14 protein-coding genes are annotated in these 15,187 nt (G+C 42.4%); 13 read left to right on the top strand and 1 reads right to left on the bottom strand.

Going from position 1 to position 15,187, the window contains the following annotated elements; genetic code table 11:
* Positions 1–159 precede the first annotated feature (159 nt).
* The 13 genes from FPZ44_RS10770 to FPZ44_RS10710 all read left to right on the top strand — a co-directional run bounded on the left by FPZ44_RS10770 (position 160) and on the right by FPZ44_RS10710 (position 14,105).
* Complete coding sequence (locus tag FPZ44_RS10770; protein WP_144990042.1) at positions 160–552, top strand: PPC domain-containing protein; 393 nt, start codon at positions 160–162, stop codon at positions 550–552.
* 251 nt (positions 553–803) lie between these two features.
* Entirely contained in the window at positions 804–1,949 is a 1,146-nt protein-coding gene (locus FPZ44_RS10765; protein ID WP_261378284.1) for a sensor histidine kinase, read from the top strand.
* Complete coding sequence (locus FPZ44_RS10760) at positions 1,946–2,581, top strand: response regulator (RefSeq protein WP_144990040.1); 636 nt, start codon at positions 1,946–1,948, stop codon at positions 2,579–2,581. The genes FPZ44_RS10765 and FPZ44_RS10760 overlap by 4 nt, the downstream gene beginning before the upstream one ends.
* A 126-nt stretch (positions 2,582–2,707) precedes the next feature.
* A complete protein-coding gene (locus FPZ44_RS10755) occupies positions 2,708–3,640 on the top strand; it encodes an ABC transporter ATP-binding protein (protein ID WP_144990038.1) in 933 nt (310 codons plus the stop codon).
* A 12-nt stretch (positions 3,641–3,652) separates the two neighbouring features.
* The gene (locus tag FPZ44_RS10750) at positions 3,653–4,930 is read left to right on the top strand and encodes an ABC transporter permease (protein WP_144990036.1); all 1,278 of its coding nucleotides are present in this window, start codon (positions 3,653–3,655) and stop codon (positions 4,928–4,930) included.
* The gene (locus FPZ44_RS10745) at positions 4,931–6,034 is read left to right on the top strand and encodes an ABC transporter permease (RefSeq protein ID WP_144990034.1); all 1,104 of its coding nucleotides are present in this window, start codon (positions 4,931–4,933) and stop codon (positions 6,032–6,034) included.
* 261 nt (positions 6,035–6,295) lie between these two features.
* A complete protein-coding gene (locus tag FPZ44_RS10740) occupies positions 6,296–7,705 on the top strand; it encodes a serine hydrolase domain-containing protein (protein ID WP_222429799.1) in 1,410 nt (469 codons plus the stop codon).
* Between the two features lie 143 nt (positions 7,706–7,848).
* Positions 7,849–8,478 (top strand): TetR/AcrR family transcriptional regulator, encoded by a 630-nt coding sequence (locus FPZ44_RS10735; RefSeq protein ID WP_186785993.1) that lies wholly within the window; start codon positions 7,849–7,851, stop codon positions 8,476–8,478.
* Between the two features lie 130 nt (positions 8,479–8,608).
* Positions 8,609–8,989 (top strand): BlaI/MecI/CopY family transcriptional regulator, encoded by a 381-nt coding sequence (locus FPZ44_RS10730; RefSeq protein WP_144990027.1) that lies wholly within the window; start codon positions 8,609–8,611, stop codon positions 8,987–8,989.
* A 78-nt stretch (positions 8,990–9,067) separates the two neighbouring features.
* A complete protein-coding gene (locus tag FPZ44_RS10725) occupies positions 9,068–9,664 on the top strand; it encodes a TetR/AcrR family transcriptional regulator (RefSeq protein ID WP_144990025.1) in 597 nt (198 codons plus the stop codon).
* A gap of 63 nt (positions 9,665–9,727) precedes the next feature.
* The gene (locus tag FPZ44_RS10720; protein WP_144990023.1) at positions 9,728–10,897 is read left to right on the top strand and encodes an MFS transporter; all 1,170 of its coding nucleotides are present in this window, start codon (positions 9,728–9,730) and stop codon (positions 10,895–10,897) included.
* An 807-nt stretch (positions 10,898–11,704) separates the two neighbouring features.
* A complete protein-coding gene (gene cls, locus FPZ44_RS10715) occupies positions 11,705–13,156 on the top strand; it encodes a cardiolipin synthase (protein WP_144990021.1) in 1,452 nt (483 codons plus the stop codon).
* Between the two features lie 172 nt (positions 13,157–13,328).
* Positions 13,329–14,105, top strand: a complete 777-nt coding sequence (locus FPZ44_RS10710; protein ID WP_144990019.1) for a hypothetical protein — start codon at positions 13,329–13,331, stop codon at positions 14,103–14,105.
* Positions 14,106–14,126: 21 nt separating this feature from the next.
* On the opposite strand, the gene FPZ44_RS10705 is transcribed toward FPZ44_RS10710, so the two are convergent.
* Entirely contained in the window at positions 14,127–15,077 is a 951-nt protein-coding gene (locus tag FPZ44_RS10705; RefSeq protein WP_144990017.1) for a LacI family DNA-binding transcriptional regulator, read from the bottom strand.
* Positions 15,078–15,187: the final 110 nt, after the last annotated feature.

The raw sequence follows: 15,187 nt of genomic DNA, 5'->3' as shown, positions 1-15,187 counted from the left end.
AGATAATGACACGTACAATTATAGCTTGTACTCACAAAGAGGTAATCAAACTACCAAATAAGGTCATATTAGTCTACTAATCTATTTAGTGGATCTATATTAATATAAAGCCAAGGAGCAATCCTTAATCTTAGTGAAAATGATCAGGAGGTCTTGGCAATGAAAAAAATGTTATTAAGCGTGTTAGGTGCAGTGATGATTGTGGGTTCAGCAAGTACGGCGTTTGCGGATTATAATTTTGGGAGAGCTGTACAAATTCACTTAGGCTCTGAAGTGGCACGGTCGATTTATGATACACAGGAGCAATATTTTTATTTTATTCCTTCTGAAAGTGGTAGGTATCGTATTACACTGTCTGGAATATCTGCTAGTGAGGACGCTGACCTGTTTCTTTACAATGAAAGCGAAGTTCTACTGGACAGCTCAAGGAATGGTAAGGGCCAAGATGATCAAATTAGTGCAGACCTGATTGCTAATCAAAAATACTATGTTAAAGCTAAGGGTTATGTTAACGATACAAGCTATAGATTATTGATTGTTAAACGTTCATAATGACAAAGAAAGAGCCAATTTTTGCGAAAATCAAAGATTGGCTCTTTGACTTTTGAAAGTAACCTTTTTAGTAATGCCTGAAGCGTTTCGCTCTCCACAATCGTAGACAATCTGAATACAATCCGACTGAACGTAGCCTCCATGAGGTGGACAAAAGATGGATAACCTATCAAAGATTATTGCCGAGTCAATCATCCATGACCTATAATTACCTAATTGAGGGAAAGTAAGGATGACGAAGGAGGCAGCCTATGCGCTCGTATTGGATATGGCTCTTATTTCTAATGGCGACTTGGCTGTGCGCCTGGTTAAGCATGCCGATCGAAGAGGCGATGATGCCTTGGAGGCTCGCTGTAATTGCAGCATTTTTCACTTGTTACTTCTTGGCTGCGCTGCTGCGCAAGCATCCATATGGATTAACTGCGATGCTAATTGCGGCTTCTCTTTTATCTACAGTGGGGTTATGGAAGGGGCAGTCTGGAGAGCAAGTACTCTACTTGCTATTAATTTATTCCTTGCTTGCAGGGAAGGCCGTCTATCAATTGCCGCCACTATATGCGAGCATCGTTGGAATGGTGCTAGCAGGAAATCTACTAGTTCTCGGATGGATAGGCTACTCTGCTTATCCTACGATGTTTGCTGTACTGTATACGGGTATGCATGCAGCTGGACTTGCCGTATATCATGTGGTGAAAACAAAAATGGAAGAGCTGGAACAGCGCAATGATGCGCTGCTCAGTGAATATCGTAGAATGAAACGGCGCCTTGCCACGGATGAGGAAGTGGCAAGGCAAGAAGAACGCACACAGATCGCGAGAGATATTCATGACTCCGTCGGGCACAAGCTGACCGCTTTGCTGATGCAGCTGGAAGTATTTCGATTACAGAATACGGATAGTCAACTCGTCCCACGGGTTAATGAGCTCAAGGAGCTTGCCAAAGAGAGTCTGGAGGAGACGAGAAGCGCGGTCAAATCACTGAAGCAGCAGGAGACAGGGGGACTCACAGCGATTCTTAATATGATTCGGCGCTTGGAAGCCGAGCAATTTATGCGGGTCAATTTTACCGTAAAGCATGGTGCTTTATCCGCTCCGTTAAATGCTGCGCAGTCGTTTGCTGTGTACAGGGCAGTGCAGGAGGCCTTGACGAATCTGATGAAGCACAGCGAGGCAAGAGAAGCAACGATTACTTTCGAAGCTCCTGGCGGCGGGATTTTCCGATTTGAAGTAATGAATCGTCTGAAAAGTAAAGTCGTCGTTCGTGAAGGATTTGGTCTAAGAGCGATGCGGGAGCGAATGGAAGAAGTGGGCGGTACATTGGAGGCAATTGCTTATCCAGATTCTTTCATCATACGTGGTGTCATTCCTATCCTAAAAGAGAGAGGTGGAGTCGAGTGATCCGAATTTTATTGGCAGAAGACCAAGCAATGGTAAGGCATGGCTTGAAAATGATGATTGAAACGGACAAGGAACTGTGTGTTACCGGTGAAGCAGCGAATGGCAGAGAAGCAATTTCACTTTGTGAAACGCACTCGTTCGAAGTCATCGTGATGGATATTCGCATGCCGGAAATGAACGGGCTGGAAGCAACACGAATTATCCATTCGCGCTGGCCTAACAGCAAAGTACTCATCCTAACAACATTTAATGATGATGAATATGCGCTCGAAGCGCTTAAAAGCGGTGCGAGCGGTTATATGCTCAAGGACGCAGACCCTTCGGAATTAATACGTTCGATTCGTAGCTGTCTATCTGGAGGTATGGCTTTGCAGGATGATGTCGCCGCTAAAGTAATCCCGAGACTACTGCAATCTGAGCGCGAGCAGCGTAAGGTAGATTCGTCGATTACACCGCGAGAACTGACAATCCTTCGTCTTATTGGCGAGGGGCGCAGCAACAAAGAGATTGCGGAACAGCTGGCATTATCTATCGGTACGGTGAAAAATCATGTCAGTCAGATTATGGAGAAGCTGGAGCTTCGAGATCGGACGCAGCTAGCGATTTACGCCATTAGGCATAATGTTGTCTGAACGACCATGACTAAGGTCATGGTTCTACATAAATGTAATGACGGGAGACAGTGGGAGCACTGTCTTTTTATTTATAAACTTGATTCATAAAGCGGTACAACATCATTTTTAAAAGGAGGATGTCATGTGTTAGAAACGGTTGAGCTGAGTAAAAGCTTCAAAGGTAAAAAGGTAGTAGACAATGTAAATCTCTATTTGGAACGGGGAGAGTCGATTGGATTATTAGGCCCTAACGGAGCGGGGAAGTCTACTACCATTTCTATGATTTCGTCCCTGCTAGTTCCCACACATGGGGATGTACGTCTGCATGGCAAGAGCATTGTTAAAAATCCTCAAGAAATTCGCAAAGTGCTTGGTGTAGTTCCGCAAGATATTGCACTGTATGAGGAGCTAAGTGCATATGAGAACTTGGTCTTTTTCGGCCGGATATACAGACTGCCCAAATCCATGCTGGAACACAAAATTCAGGAGGTACTAGAAATCGTAGGGCTTCGGGAGCGGCAGAAAGAGCTTATTAAGACGTATTCTGGCGGCATGAAGCGGCGAATAAACATCGCTGCGGCATTGCTGCACAATCCGCAAATTGTCATTATGGATGAACCAACGGTAGGTATTGATCCTCAGTCTCGCAATCATATTTTAGAAACGGTCAAATTGTTGAATCGAGAAAAAGGTACGACGGTTCTGTACACGAGCCACTATATGGAGGAAGTCGAACAACTATGTAATCGTATGTACATCATGGATCATGGCAAAGTAATCGCGTCTGGTACAAAAGAAGAACTGGGTCGCATCTTGTCCAGCGAGGATACCATTTTGCTTCAATTGGACGGATACAATGAAGCCGTTATAGCTGGGATACAAGCCATTGATTCCGTGCGTCACGTCGAAGAAACCGTGCAGGGTCTAAAGCTAATCGTCACGAAACAAAGCCGAGTTCTTAGTGCGATTGTACAGTGTACAGAACGTCATGGTGTACAGATCAACAATATGCATGTGCAGACGCCGAGCTTGGAAGATGTATTCCTTCATTTGACCGGCCGAACCCTGCGCGACTAGAGGGGGATACAGATGAATGCATTTTTCAAGAAAGATATACTTGTCTTTTGCCGGGATCGTAAGCAAATACTGATTCCACTTATCCTGCCTATTATTATGATTGTAGTTATGGGATTTCTATTACCTAACTGGATGGGAAATGCAACATCATCGATAAAAGTGAAGGTTGGATATGTTGTAAAGGATGACGTGGAAAATGGACTGAGGCAATTTCAAGATTCACTAGCAGCTAGAGGGATATCAGAAGAGAAAGCGGTTCAGCTAATCGGCGTTGCGAAAGAGATTCATCCTGCCAATCTCCTAAAGTACGTGTTTGCAAATGAACAAGTTGCAGAAATAATCGAACTGACCCAGTTAAATGAAGAGGAAGCGCTGTTGAAGCTGAAGGCAGAAGAGATTCATGCCATTGTTACTTTACCGGAAGGCTTCACAAGAAATGTATTGGATAAGATGCTTCTCGGCGCAGGAGAAGGTGCGGCGATCAGCCTCATAGCTGAAGATCCTACTAAAGAGGTAAGTGTTCTACAAGGTATGATTGAAGGCTTTATGCGTCAGGTGAATGCTGATGCGGCGATTGCCAACGTTGGATCTGAGGCTGTAAAGCAAGGTCAGATGGCTTGGAAACCCGTTATCGCAGCAGTAGGTGGTGTGGAGCAAATTGAGGGAATAGACACTGTAACAACCTCGCAATATTTCACCCTTTCTATTACCCTCATATTTACGTTGTTCGGTGCTGTAGCGATTGCAAGTAAAGTAATAACCGAAAAGAGAGAGCAAGTGTTTCAGCGAATTTTGCTGTCAGGTAGTCATCCGCTATCCTATTTAATGGGTAAAATAAGTGCGACATTTATTTTTGCCTTTTTGCAGCTGCTGCTTGTCTTCACTGTATCTCATTTCACTCTGAATGTATTTCCAGATTTTCCTCTGCAATTTTGGATCGGATTCATCTTGCTAACGGTCATGCTGTGCGTATTTATTGCCGCGATGTCGGGGTTATTTACAGCTCTCATGCTGCGCATGAATGCCGATATAGCATATGGAATTATTAATACATTTATAATTGTCCTTGGGATGGTAGGTGGAAATTTCGTTCCCGTATATATTCTGCCAGATAGCATGCAGCAATTGTGGGGATGGACACCGAATGGACTTTGGCTGTCGACGATGGTCCAGTGGATTCAAGAACAGTCGTGGGCAATAGCGGTAGAAGGCATAATGGGTCTAGTCGCATTCACGACTGTAACGGTTGCACTTAGCGTCTGGATATTTCCAAAAAGGGGGCGAATCTAGATGGTACCCGTATTTTTGGCGCAATGGATGAAGGAAAAACGCTCCCCTTATATCGTACTAATCTTCTGCGTACTTTCGATTGTGGCGTCATTACTATTTGGCTCCAGTACAGGTATGCAAATAAAGATCGATGCGTTTACCGGGGAAGGATTGACAGAAGTTGAAGCAAAGCAGTGGGTGGATCGTTTAAATGAAAAAGGATCATTTGACTTCACACTGCGAAGTGAAGAAAAGGCGCTGGCCGATGTCAAACAAGGTCGCTCGGATATGGCGGTTAAATTGCTAAAAAACGACTATCGCATCATTTCGATTGTGGAGGGCGGAAATGCAAATTTGGTGCAGCAGCATCTGCAGGTCATCTATACAGAGGAGCTTAAGTTCAATGCAGTTACGCAGCATTCAAATGATGCAGTACAGTTCCGTGAGTCGATGAAGGTATATCTGGAACAACCGCCTTTAACATTGCATTCCAGCAATCCAACTGGCGAAGAGTTAAAGAGCTACAATATGCGTTTGCAGCTGCTGTTTGGATTCACGTTATTCCTCGTCATGTTCACAGTAGGATTTAAGGTGAATGCGGTAACGGCCGAAAGAGTATCCGGTATTTGGAATCGGGTTATCTTGTCGCCTGTAACAAAGACAGAAATGTATCTTGGTCATTTGACGTACAGTACAATTATAGGGATTATTCAAATTGCGATTATATTCGTCATATACAAATACGTGCTAGGATACGATCTTGGAGTAAACTTTGTGTTTTTATCAACGATAAGTGTACTGTATATTCTTAGCGTAGTTGCCATGAGTATGCTGTTTACGGCTATGTTTAGGAAACCTGAACAGTTTAAAGCATTCTTCTCGTCCGTCATCCCGATTATGCCCCCGCTGAGTGGGGTCTACATGCCTCCAGGCACGATTACAAGCGAGATTATGCTCTTAATTAGTGAACTATTCCCAATCAAACATGCAATGGATGCTTTTATCGGCGTATCTATGTATCAGCAAGGTTGGGAGGATATCTACTTGCCGTTGGCGAAACTGCTGCTGATGACCGTGATTTTCTTCGGAGTAGGTATAAATTTAGTGGAACGCAGGAATGCGTGAATGTGAAATAGGATTAAGTTGAACCTTTAATAACGGAACTAACAAAATTAAATAACAATGCTGACTAAGCAATCTTATTCCTGTTCTAGCGGGGATAAGGTTGCTTTTGTTTGATTTGCAGCAGTTTCCAAATATAATCCACGAAAAGGAAAAAAACATATTGACCGACTGGTTATCATAGAATACAATCATGTTGACCGATTGGTTAGTAAAAATGATTTCTCAGTAACGAAGTTCCCATTTGAGGAAGGAGAAATGATAATGACTTACAACGGAAAAATTGGTGACGGTGCTGCTGCGTTTGATCTTACTCATTGGCAGCAGCGATTGGATGAACTGCGTATTGCGTATCGCGTTCCTGGAGCGACATTGGCTGTGCTTACAGGTGGGAACATTTATGAACTGGCAAGCGGTGTGCTGCACCGTGGGACTGGGGTCGAAGCAACAACGGATTCGGTATTTCAGCTCGGTTCAATTGCTAAGATCTATACGGCTACACTCGTGATGAAATTAGTTGATTCCGGTGCTTTGGATTTAGATGTACCAGTAAAAAAGGTGCTGCCTGAATTTGAGGTTGCGGATGAAGAGGCAACAAATACGATCACGGTTCGTCAGTTACTGAGTCATACCAGCGGGTTGACCTGTGACTTCAACTATAACAGCGGACGTGGAGATGATTGCTTAGCGCGCTATGTTGAGGCTTGTAAAGGCGTGGCTTTAGATTGCCCGCCAGGAACGGCTACCTCATACAGCGGAATAGGATATACCGTATTAGGGCGCATAGCAGAAGTGTTAACGGGTCTAACTTGGGACGAAGCACTGAAAAAGCTGCTGCTTAGCCCGCTTGGACTTACGAGGACAATGACTTTGCCTGAGGAAGTATTGCGTTTTCGAGCGGCAATGGGTCATTTAGGCAAGGCGGGAGAGGAGCCAGAGCCTGCATTCTCATGGGACCCTATGCCGCGTTCGCAAGGTCCAGGAGGTAGGGTTTGTGCAACCGCAGCAGACGTGGTAAGGCTCGCACAAATGCATATGAACAGCGGTATTGCGCCAGATGGTACACGCGTGCTAAGAGCTGAAACAGTTGCGGCGATGCAGCAATGTGAAGTCATAGTGCCTGATAAGTGGACAGTTAGTTCCGATGGATGGGGGCTTGGTTGGACCTTATATGATTGGGACGGTATTAGGGGATTTGGACATGATGGCGCATCGATTGGACAGTACGGATATTTACGTGCGGTACCAGAAGCAGGTGTGGCTATCGCCTTGTTGACGAACGGTGGAGGAGCACGTATGCTTTATGCGGCATTGTTCCGAGAATTGCTTGACGAGCTGGCTGGCGTGAAAATGCCGGAAGCTTTCGCCCCAGCAGCACAACCACCAGTAGTGGACTTTACGCCGTATATCGGTACTTATAAACGTGAAGGTGTAATTATCACAGTTACAGAACGAGAAGGTAAACCGCATCTTGTATACGAATTTGTCGATGGGATGAAGGACCTTTCACCACCGTTAGAGATGGAGCTAGTACCCGTGTCAGATACGGTCTTTGCGGGTGCAGGCGCAGGTCCTTCCTTCAATGAAGCGTGGATGCCTGTCATCTTCTCGAAGCTGCCAGATGGCACGTTATATTGCTACATCGGTTTGCGCGTAGCTCCAAAGGCTTCATAAGCCAGTCACTCGCAGCATTCCTAGTATTGGTACGAAATATATGCTCTCCTTGATCAGTTGTCGTATACTGGTAGATAGATTGACCAATCGATCATCTTTGTTTACAATGCTATCGAATGATCGGTCAGTACATGAAGTAGGAGATGAAGCACTTGCCAGTACAGCTCTATGAACGGGATAAAATCTTGGAAGCGTGTCTGTCTGTATTTGCTCGTCATGGGTATAAACATACATCGACTGGAATGTTGGCAGAGGCAGCTGGTATTTCTAAAGCGTTAATATTTCATCACTTTCAAAATAAAAAAAAGCTCTATTTAAGCCTGCTGGAGCATTGCTATGAAAAGGTAGGCACTTCGCTCGATACGGGTTCGATTTCTGAACAAGAAGATTTTTTCGCGGCTCTTCATCTGTATATGAGCAGAAAGTTCGAGTATTATCGCAAGCATCCGGATGAATCCAAGCTCGTATATGAAGCGTTTTATACGATACCTGATGAGTTAAAGGCAGATATGGAAGAAAAGTTTGGTGATGTGCTCGCGAATAAAGATCAAGTCTGGGATCAGTTGTTTGAAAAAGTCCCTCTACAAGAAGGGATACCGAGAAAGTATGCGCTCGATCTCATCCGAATCACATTTGAACATTTAGATACTGCCTTTTTTGCGGATTTAACGAATGGGATTATCATAGATGAGCCGTACATGGACAATTTGTTCGAGAAGATAAAACATTTCTGCAGCATCATTAGAGATGGAATGGAAAAGGAGCCCTCGTGAATCTTATCATGAGGGTTTTTGCCATGCTTCGTTAATAACGTAAGGTATATGTTGACAACTTTAATTGGTGAGTGTAATCTTGGAAAAAATAAACTATTACACTTGTAATAAAAGTTGGGGAGGCAGCGAAGTGAAGGAAATACCACGAATTTCAGAAGCGGAATGGGAAATTATGAAGATACTATGGTCTAAGGCGCCAACGACGGCAAATGAGGTGATCGAAGTACTAGCAGACAATAAGGAATGGAAGCCTGCAACGATTCGTTCCTTAATCAGTCGACTGCTCAAAAAGAATGCGCTTGGATTTCATCAAGACGGGAAGACCTATCTCTATTATCCTTTAGTGAGTGAAGAGGAGTGCATCAAAGCGGAAAGCAGTTCATTTTTACGTCGGTTGTATGGCGGGGCTTTAAAACCGATGTTTGTCAATTTCTTAAACCAGGAAAAGTTAACGGAGGATGAAGTTGAAGAGCTGAAAAAGCTGCTCGATGAGAGGAAGAAGAAAGAATGAATGTTCATTTATTTGTTGACTGATCAGTACAAAATGTGTATGATCTCTGTACTACCTTGAAATGGAAGGAGAATACCATTGAGTAAACGCGGCAGACCTCGAGATTTTGAGCACACCTCCATTGTAGATATTGCTATGAAGACATTTTGGACAAAAGGTTATGAAGGTTGTTCTACGCAAGATTTATGCAATGATACGGGGCTTGGCAAAGGCAGTTTGTACAACACGTTTGGCAGCAAGCAGGAGCTGTATAAGCAAGCAGTTGAGCGTTATCATGAAACCGGGATTAAAGAGCAAACGGCGATCTTAGAGAGTACAGGTTCTGTTAAAGAAAGACTACGCTATTTTTTGAATTGGGGAATGGTAGAGGATTTTGAATCAACAAGTCCTAAGGGCTGTTTGTTGATTAATGCCGGTTTGGAACGTGCCAACGAGGACCCGATAGTTGAGGGCATTGTTTCTAGGCATATTGAATTACTTAAAGCAGCGATGGAAAAAATCATGGAAGAAGGATTGCGAACGGGTGAAATTCCAAGGCAACGATCTGCAGTTGATCTGGCAAGCTTATTTTTAAGCAGCTACTACGGATTCCGTGTTCTGAACACATCTACACAAAATCGAACATTGGCGGAACAAATTATGAATGGAACTATGGAATCGATATTTGGCGCGTAAAGCGCTCTTTTTTCGCACTATTTTTGTACCGAACGTTACAATATTAAGTGGGGAGTGTATGAAATGCCATCGATAATTTATTTGTTAGCTTTAGTGATATTTGCGATGACAACATCTGAATTTATGGTTGCAGGGATGATGAATGAGCTCGCCAATGAATTTAAAGCTTCGATCTCATCCATTGGGTATTTAATTACAGGCTATGCGGGTGCCATGGTGGTGGGTGGTCCTATTTTAACGGCAACGCTGCTGCAAATACGAAGAAAGCAAGCACTATTGGCTTTAATTGTCGTCTTTTTCCTTGGTCAATCGTTAGGGGCATTAGCTTGGAATTATGATTCTATGATGATCGCTCGAATAATTACGGGAATTGCATCATCCGCAGCTTTTGGAGTCTCGGTAAGCATTTCGGCAACGTTAGTTCAACCGAACGCGAGGGGAAAAGCAGCTTCGATCGTGCTTGCAGGCTTAATGATCGCCACCGTGCTAGGATTGCCGATGACAACGATAATCTCTCAACATGTAGGTTGGCGGAGCAGTTTTTGGGCCGTCGCATTTCTTGTCCTTCTTTCTGGAATTATGATTCAATGGTTGCTTCCTTCCTCCTCTAGAACTAATCAAATGAATCTGAAACAAGAATTAGCTGGTTTTAAAAATCCTCACCTATGGTCCGCCTATGCGACGAGCATGCTAATTATTGGCGGTACATTTGCAGCATTTAGCTACTTTACTCCTATTCTAACCGATGTGACGGGGTTTACAGATGCAAGTATTCCATATTTGCTTGCTCTTTATGGATTAGCTACGGTAATTGGCAATATCGTAATCGGCAAATTTGCTGATCAATATACGATGCCAATTCTATTGTTAGGATTAGTCTTATTATTGGCTTCATTAGTTCTATTTGCTGCAGGTGCAGAAAATCAATTGGTGGCTGTTATTTCAATCCTATTCATTGGTGTGACTGGGGTGGCGATGAACCCAGCGATGATTACACGCGTTATGAAAACGGCGGGCAGTGGAACGATGGTAAATACGGTGCATACTTCGTTTATTACTTTTGGTGTTGCGGTCGGTTCTTCATTGGGCGGCATTGGGATTAGTGCTGGCTATGGGCTGACATCGCCATTATGGGTAGGTGCTGGTTTGTCCGTACTAGGTATTGTTTCTTTAATACCTTATTTACGAATAGGAAAGAGAAGCAGGACGACGGATGAAGAAGTTACTTTATAGTAGTTTTATTGTAAGAAAATTGTCAGCATTGGAGAATAAGTTTTAGACTGACTCATGATTATGTTTCGTAAAGATGTAAACAGAAAATAGACTATTAAACTGAACTTGTTTAACATGGTTTTCAGTCTTGACACAAATAAACGGTGGGCTATATCATAAAACCAGTAAGTATATCCATGTGAAGGGTGTGGTACTTTTGAAAAGTTCAAACTCCCAATCTTTTTCCACAAGCTTATTGTTAAGTGCCTTAGTATTTGTGATAATTTCTATGGGTATCATCTTTACTTCAGATGCGGGAGTGAAGCATACTGACACTGGCAATCAATTATTTATTGCATCAGATAGACAAACGGGTACAGTTAAAGTCTAATATACTTATTTAAAAAGAGGGACTCAGTCCCTCTTTTTGTATTTCAAACAAAATACATATCATTTATGTGATAATATGAGTGCCAAATCGTATAGATAGTTCGTAGAATTATTATTTTTATAAAAGAGTATCTCATATATTGGTAGCTCACCAAATAGAAACTATTTTGCTCTCGTAAATAAGCAGGGTATCCGTATCGTACGAGGATTGAAACGTAATAATATAAAGGGGAAGCAGAAGTCTGCTTTTACTAAAGAACAAAGAGCACGAATTCAAGGGTATCGGTAACTCATCATGAAGGACGATTAGCCGTAGCGCTAATAAACACAATGAAGTAGGGAAATTGATAATGGAATTCGATATAAGAATTCTGTAATCTGGCAAAAATATAGTTGTATTGATCGTTGGTGTATGAAGATATACAGAGGAAGGTGAATATGAACATTACATCTTGGATGCTTGGGCTCATCATTTTATTAAATATTATATTTGCTTTTATCGTTATTTTTCAGGGAAGAAGAAAAGATATAGGTTCAACATGGGCATGGCTCATGGTGCTGTTGTTAATTCCTATCGTTGGTTTTGTGCTCTATATATTCTTTGCCCAGAACTTCAAACGCACGAAATTGTTTTATTGGGATGATATTAAAAAAAGAGGCTTGGATCAGGGATTGCAGTCCCAAGTCTTACAATTTCGAGCACAGCAATTTCAATTCCGTAATTCCACATCAGCTGAGTATAGAGACTTAATTACGATGAATTTGCTTAACAATCAAGCGGTTCTTACAGAAGACAATCAAGTGGAAGTGTATACGGACGGCAAGGAGAAGTTTGCTGCCTTGTTCAAAGATATTGAGCAGGCCACAGAGTCTATTCATGTTCAATATTATATTATCCAGAAAGATAATTTGGGCAAGCAGTTGATGGAGCTGTTGACCAAAAAAGCTAAAGAAGGAGTTATGGTTCGAGTACTGTACGATGATCTGGGATCGAGACAGCTCACTAAGAAGTTTCTGAGCAATCTACGTGCTGCTGGCGGACAAGTTGAAGCCTTTTTCCCATCCCGGTTTAGACTGATTAATCTTCGCTTGAATTATCGGAACCATCGCAAACTGGTCATTATAGATGGAAAAATCGGTTATGTGGGAGGATTCAATGTAGGTGATGAATATCTCGGGCTAAGCCCCAAATTCGGTTATTGGCGAGATACGCATCTTAGAATTGAAGGAGCGGCGGTATACTCGATCCAGACGCGATTTATACTTGATTGGAATCAAGCTTCCGAGCATCATGATATTACGTACGTTCCCAGCTTGTTTCCTCCTATCCCTTCCAAAGGAGAAAAGGGTATACAAATTGTTTCAAGTGGACCTGAATCGGAGTATGAGCATATTAAAAACACGTATTTGAAAATGATCACATCAGCTCGTTCGTCCATCTATATTCAAACACCGTACTTTATTCCAGATTCAAGCGTGCTTGACGCATTAAGGATTGCTGCTTTATCTGGGGTAGAAGTAAATATAATGATTCCAGATAAGCCGGATCATATGTTTGTCTATTGGGCTACGCTTTCGTATATTGGTGAGATGCTAAAGACGGGTACAAATGTATACTTGTACAGCAATGGTTTTGTACATGCTAAGACGCTTGTTGTTGATGATCAGGTTGCATCGGTTGGAACAGCCAATTTTGACTTCCGCAGCTTCAAGCTCAATTTCGAAGTTAATGCGTTTGTCTATGATAAAGGAATCGCACAGCAGTTAAGTCATGCGTTCAAAGAAGATATTAACGTCTCCACATTGCTGACGATGGAGAAATACCAGCAGCGCTCGCGCTGGGTGCGGATGAAAGAGTCTATATCCCGTCTGCTGTCACCAATCTTATAACTTGTAACGGGCTCGCTTTGGAGATAGTTGACATTTTATCCGCTCAACTATATACTAATGACATTTCAAATGGACATGCGAAGAAGCACCTCGCAGGATAGGCCAATCGGTCTTTCTTGTGAGGTGCTTTTTTGTTTCGTTTGAAGAAAATTTGAATAAGGAGATGGTATTGTTGTTTGAACGAAGAGGTTACGTAAAGAGGTTAGTCGTTGTAGGTTTGTCATGCTTGATGTTGTTGTTCAGTCCTGCACATGCATCAGCTTCTAGTGTCGGTTGGGAAGCTGCATTGAGTACCGTTGAGCAATTACATGACAGCTTGAGTGCCTTGGAGTTAGCTAATCAACTAGACAAACAGAAGATCCAACTGCAGCGTAAGCAAAATAATGAAAAGCGTAAAGAAGTGGACAGGAAAATTCAACTTATCGACAAGGTAAAGGTAGATCATTTAAAGACAGAAGCAGAACGCACCGAGAACAAACATGCTCCTCTACTCGCAAAATATAAGGAGCTCGGCAAGAAAGCGTCAGAGGCTAGGAAGCGCAAAGATAAAAAGGCTGCACTGCGATATGACCTTGAAAGGAATCGTATAAAGGCCTCTGCAAATACGGCACGCCAAGAGATTAAGATGAGAAAAGATACGTTAACAGCTGCCAAGAAGCAGGTGCATACAAAGGCCAAACTAGTTAGGGAAGCTCTAGAGCCGATACAAACGATAAAGAAGCAGATCACGGCCGAGAACAAAAAAATGACAGATATATTCAGTAAAAATAAGACCGCAGCGAATAAACGCTACCGAACTGCTATTAAGCAAGGGGATGCTGTAACAGCAGCTGTAGAATTGAACATCATTGTCGCAGAACTTGCCCGAATCCATGCTTCACAGAAGAAAATTTATGAATGGGAAGGGAACATCCATAATATGATTCGTGCTGCCGATGCCAAGCTGTAATACACTCTAAAATTACCTATTTCAAACCGATGATCGTTGAATGATCTGATAAGGTATTTGTAACTTTTGATTGGATTTACAAATAATTAGTTCACATGCCTGCTCCCCAACTTTGGTCAGCTGATGATCGACAGTCGTAATTCCTAAGCCTACACCAATCGGTTGATTTTCTTGACCAATAACCGCTAAATCACTAGGTATATCCAGATTTATTGACTTTGCGTACATATGAATGCCGCCAGCCACTTCATCTCCGTTGGCAAAAATAGCGGTAGGTCTATTAGGTAGATGCAGCAGCTTCTTAGCTGCTGCCACACCATCATCCAGACAATTGCACCCGGTCAAATAATATTCGGGTATAAATGTGCCAAATACCTCTTTGTATGCCGTTATCAAATGTTGTGTACTCATACTTTCCGTTTCTCTCGCTGTCGTAAAAGCAACATGTTCATGTCCTTTATCTTTCAATAGTTGAAATGCCTCAACGTAGGATGAATACCTATCGATATAAGAACATCCGATTGCAGGATGGGAAGTGAAATCGTACGATACGATTAAACCATAGTCCGAATACGGAATAATCGTATCCCAATCATTTGCTCTAGAGGTAATAATGATGCCATCGAGCTGTTTGTTTTTTAATTTTGAAAGATATTCAATTTCTTTTTCTTTATTATATTGAGTAGGTAGAACGATAACCGTATAATCCTTTTCAACAGCTTTGTTAAGCACTCCATTTAACAATTGATCAAAACAAGCATTGTTGTTGTAAGGGATAATTAGGCCAATCATCTTTGTTTCGCCCCGAGTTAAGTCAATAGCACTTTGGTTAGGAGCATAATTTAGCTCATCAATAATCGTAAGTACTTTAGTCCTCTTATCAGCTGAAACATATTTATGGTTGTTTAGAACTCTAGAAACGGTGGTAACCGAAACACCAGCCAGTTTAGCTATATCATGAATATTCGCCATGGGAGTGAGCTCCTGTAACATTATGATGTGGTTGATTCGCATTTCATTCAATCAAGGATAGGATCGATTGTTGAAGAAGGGATCACCTACATCAATTGTAAAATATGAAA

Origin of the sequence: Paenibacillus agilis, assembly GCF_007786455.1 — a bacterium.
Lineage (GTDB): Bacteria > Bacillota > Bacilli > Paenibacillales > Paenibacillaceae > Paenibacillus_B > Paenibacillus_B agilis.
Note: the sequence above shows the minus strand (reverse complement) of the source record. Positions and strands in the feature narration are given on the sequence as shown.

What these genes read in the sequence shown, in the direction of transcription:
- FPZ44_RS10770 (WP_144990042.1), top strand. Translation starts at nt 160, where the DNA reads ATGAAAAAAATGTTATTAAGCGTGTTAGGTGCAGTGATGATTGTGGGT.
- FPZ44_RS10765 (WP_261378284.1), top strand. Translation starts at nt 804, where the DNA reads ATGCGCTCGTATTGGATATGGCTCTTATTTCTAATGGCGACTTGGCTG.
- FPZ44_RS10750 (WP_144990036.1), top strand. Translation starts at nt 3,653, where the DNA reads ATGAATGCATTTTTCAAGAAAGATATACTTGTCTTTTGCCGGGATCGT.
- FPZ44_RS10745 (WP_144990034.1), top strand. Translation starts at nt 4,931, where the DNA reads ATGGTACCCGTATTTTTGGCGCAATGGATGAAGGAAAAACGCTCCCCT.
- FPZ44_RS10740 (WP_222429799.1), top strand. Translation starts at nt 6,296, where the DNA reads ATGACTTACAACGGAAAAATTGGTGACGGTGCTGCTGCGTTTGATCTT.
- FPZ44_RS10735 (WP_186785993.1), top strand. Translation starts at nt 7,849, where the DNA reads ATGAAGCACTTGCCAGTACAGCTCTATGAACGGGATAAAATCTTGGAA.
- FPZ44_RS10720 (WP_144990023.1), top strand. Translation starts at nt 9,728, where the DNA reads ATGCCATCGATAATTTATTTGTTAGCTTTAGTGATATTTGCGATGACA.
- cls (WP_144990021.1), top strand. Translation starts at nt 11,705, where the DNA reads ATGAACATTACATCTTGGATGCTTGGGCTCATCATTTTATTAAATATT.
- FPZ44_RS10705 (WP_144990017.1), bottom strand. Translation starts at nt 15,077, where the DNA reads ATGGCGAATATTCATGATATAGCTAAACTGGCTGGTGTTTCGGTTACC.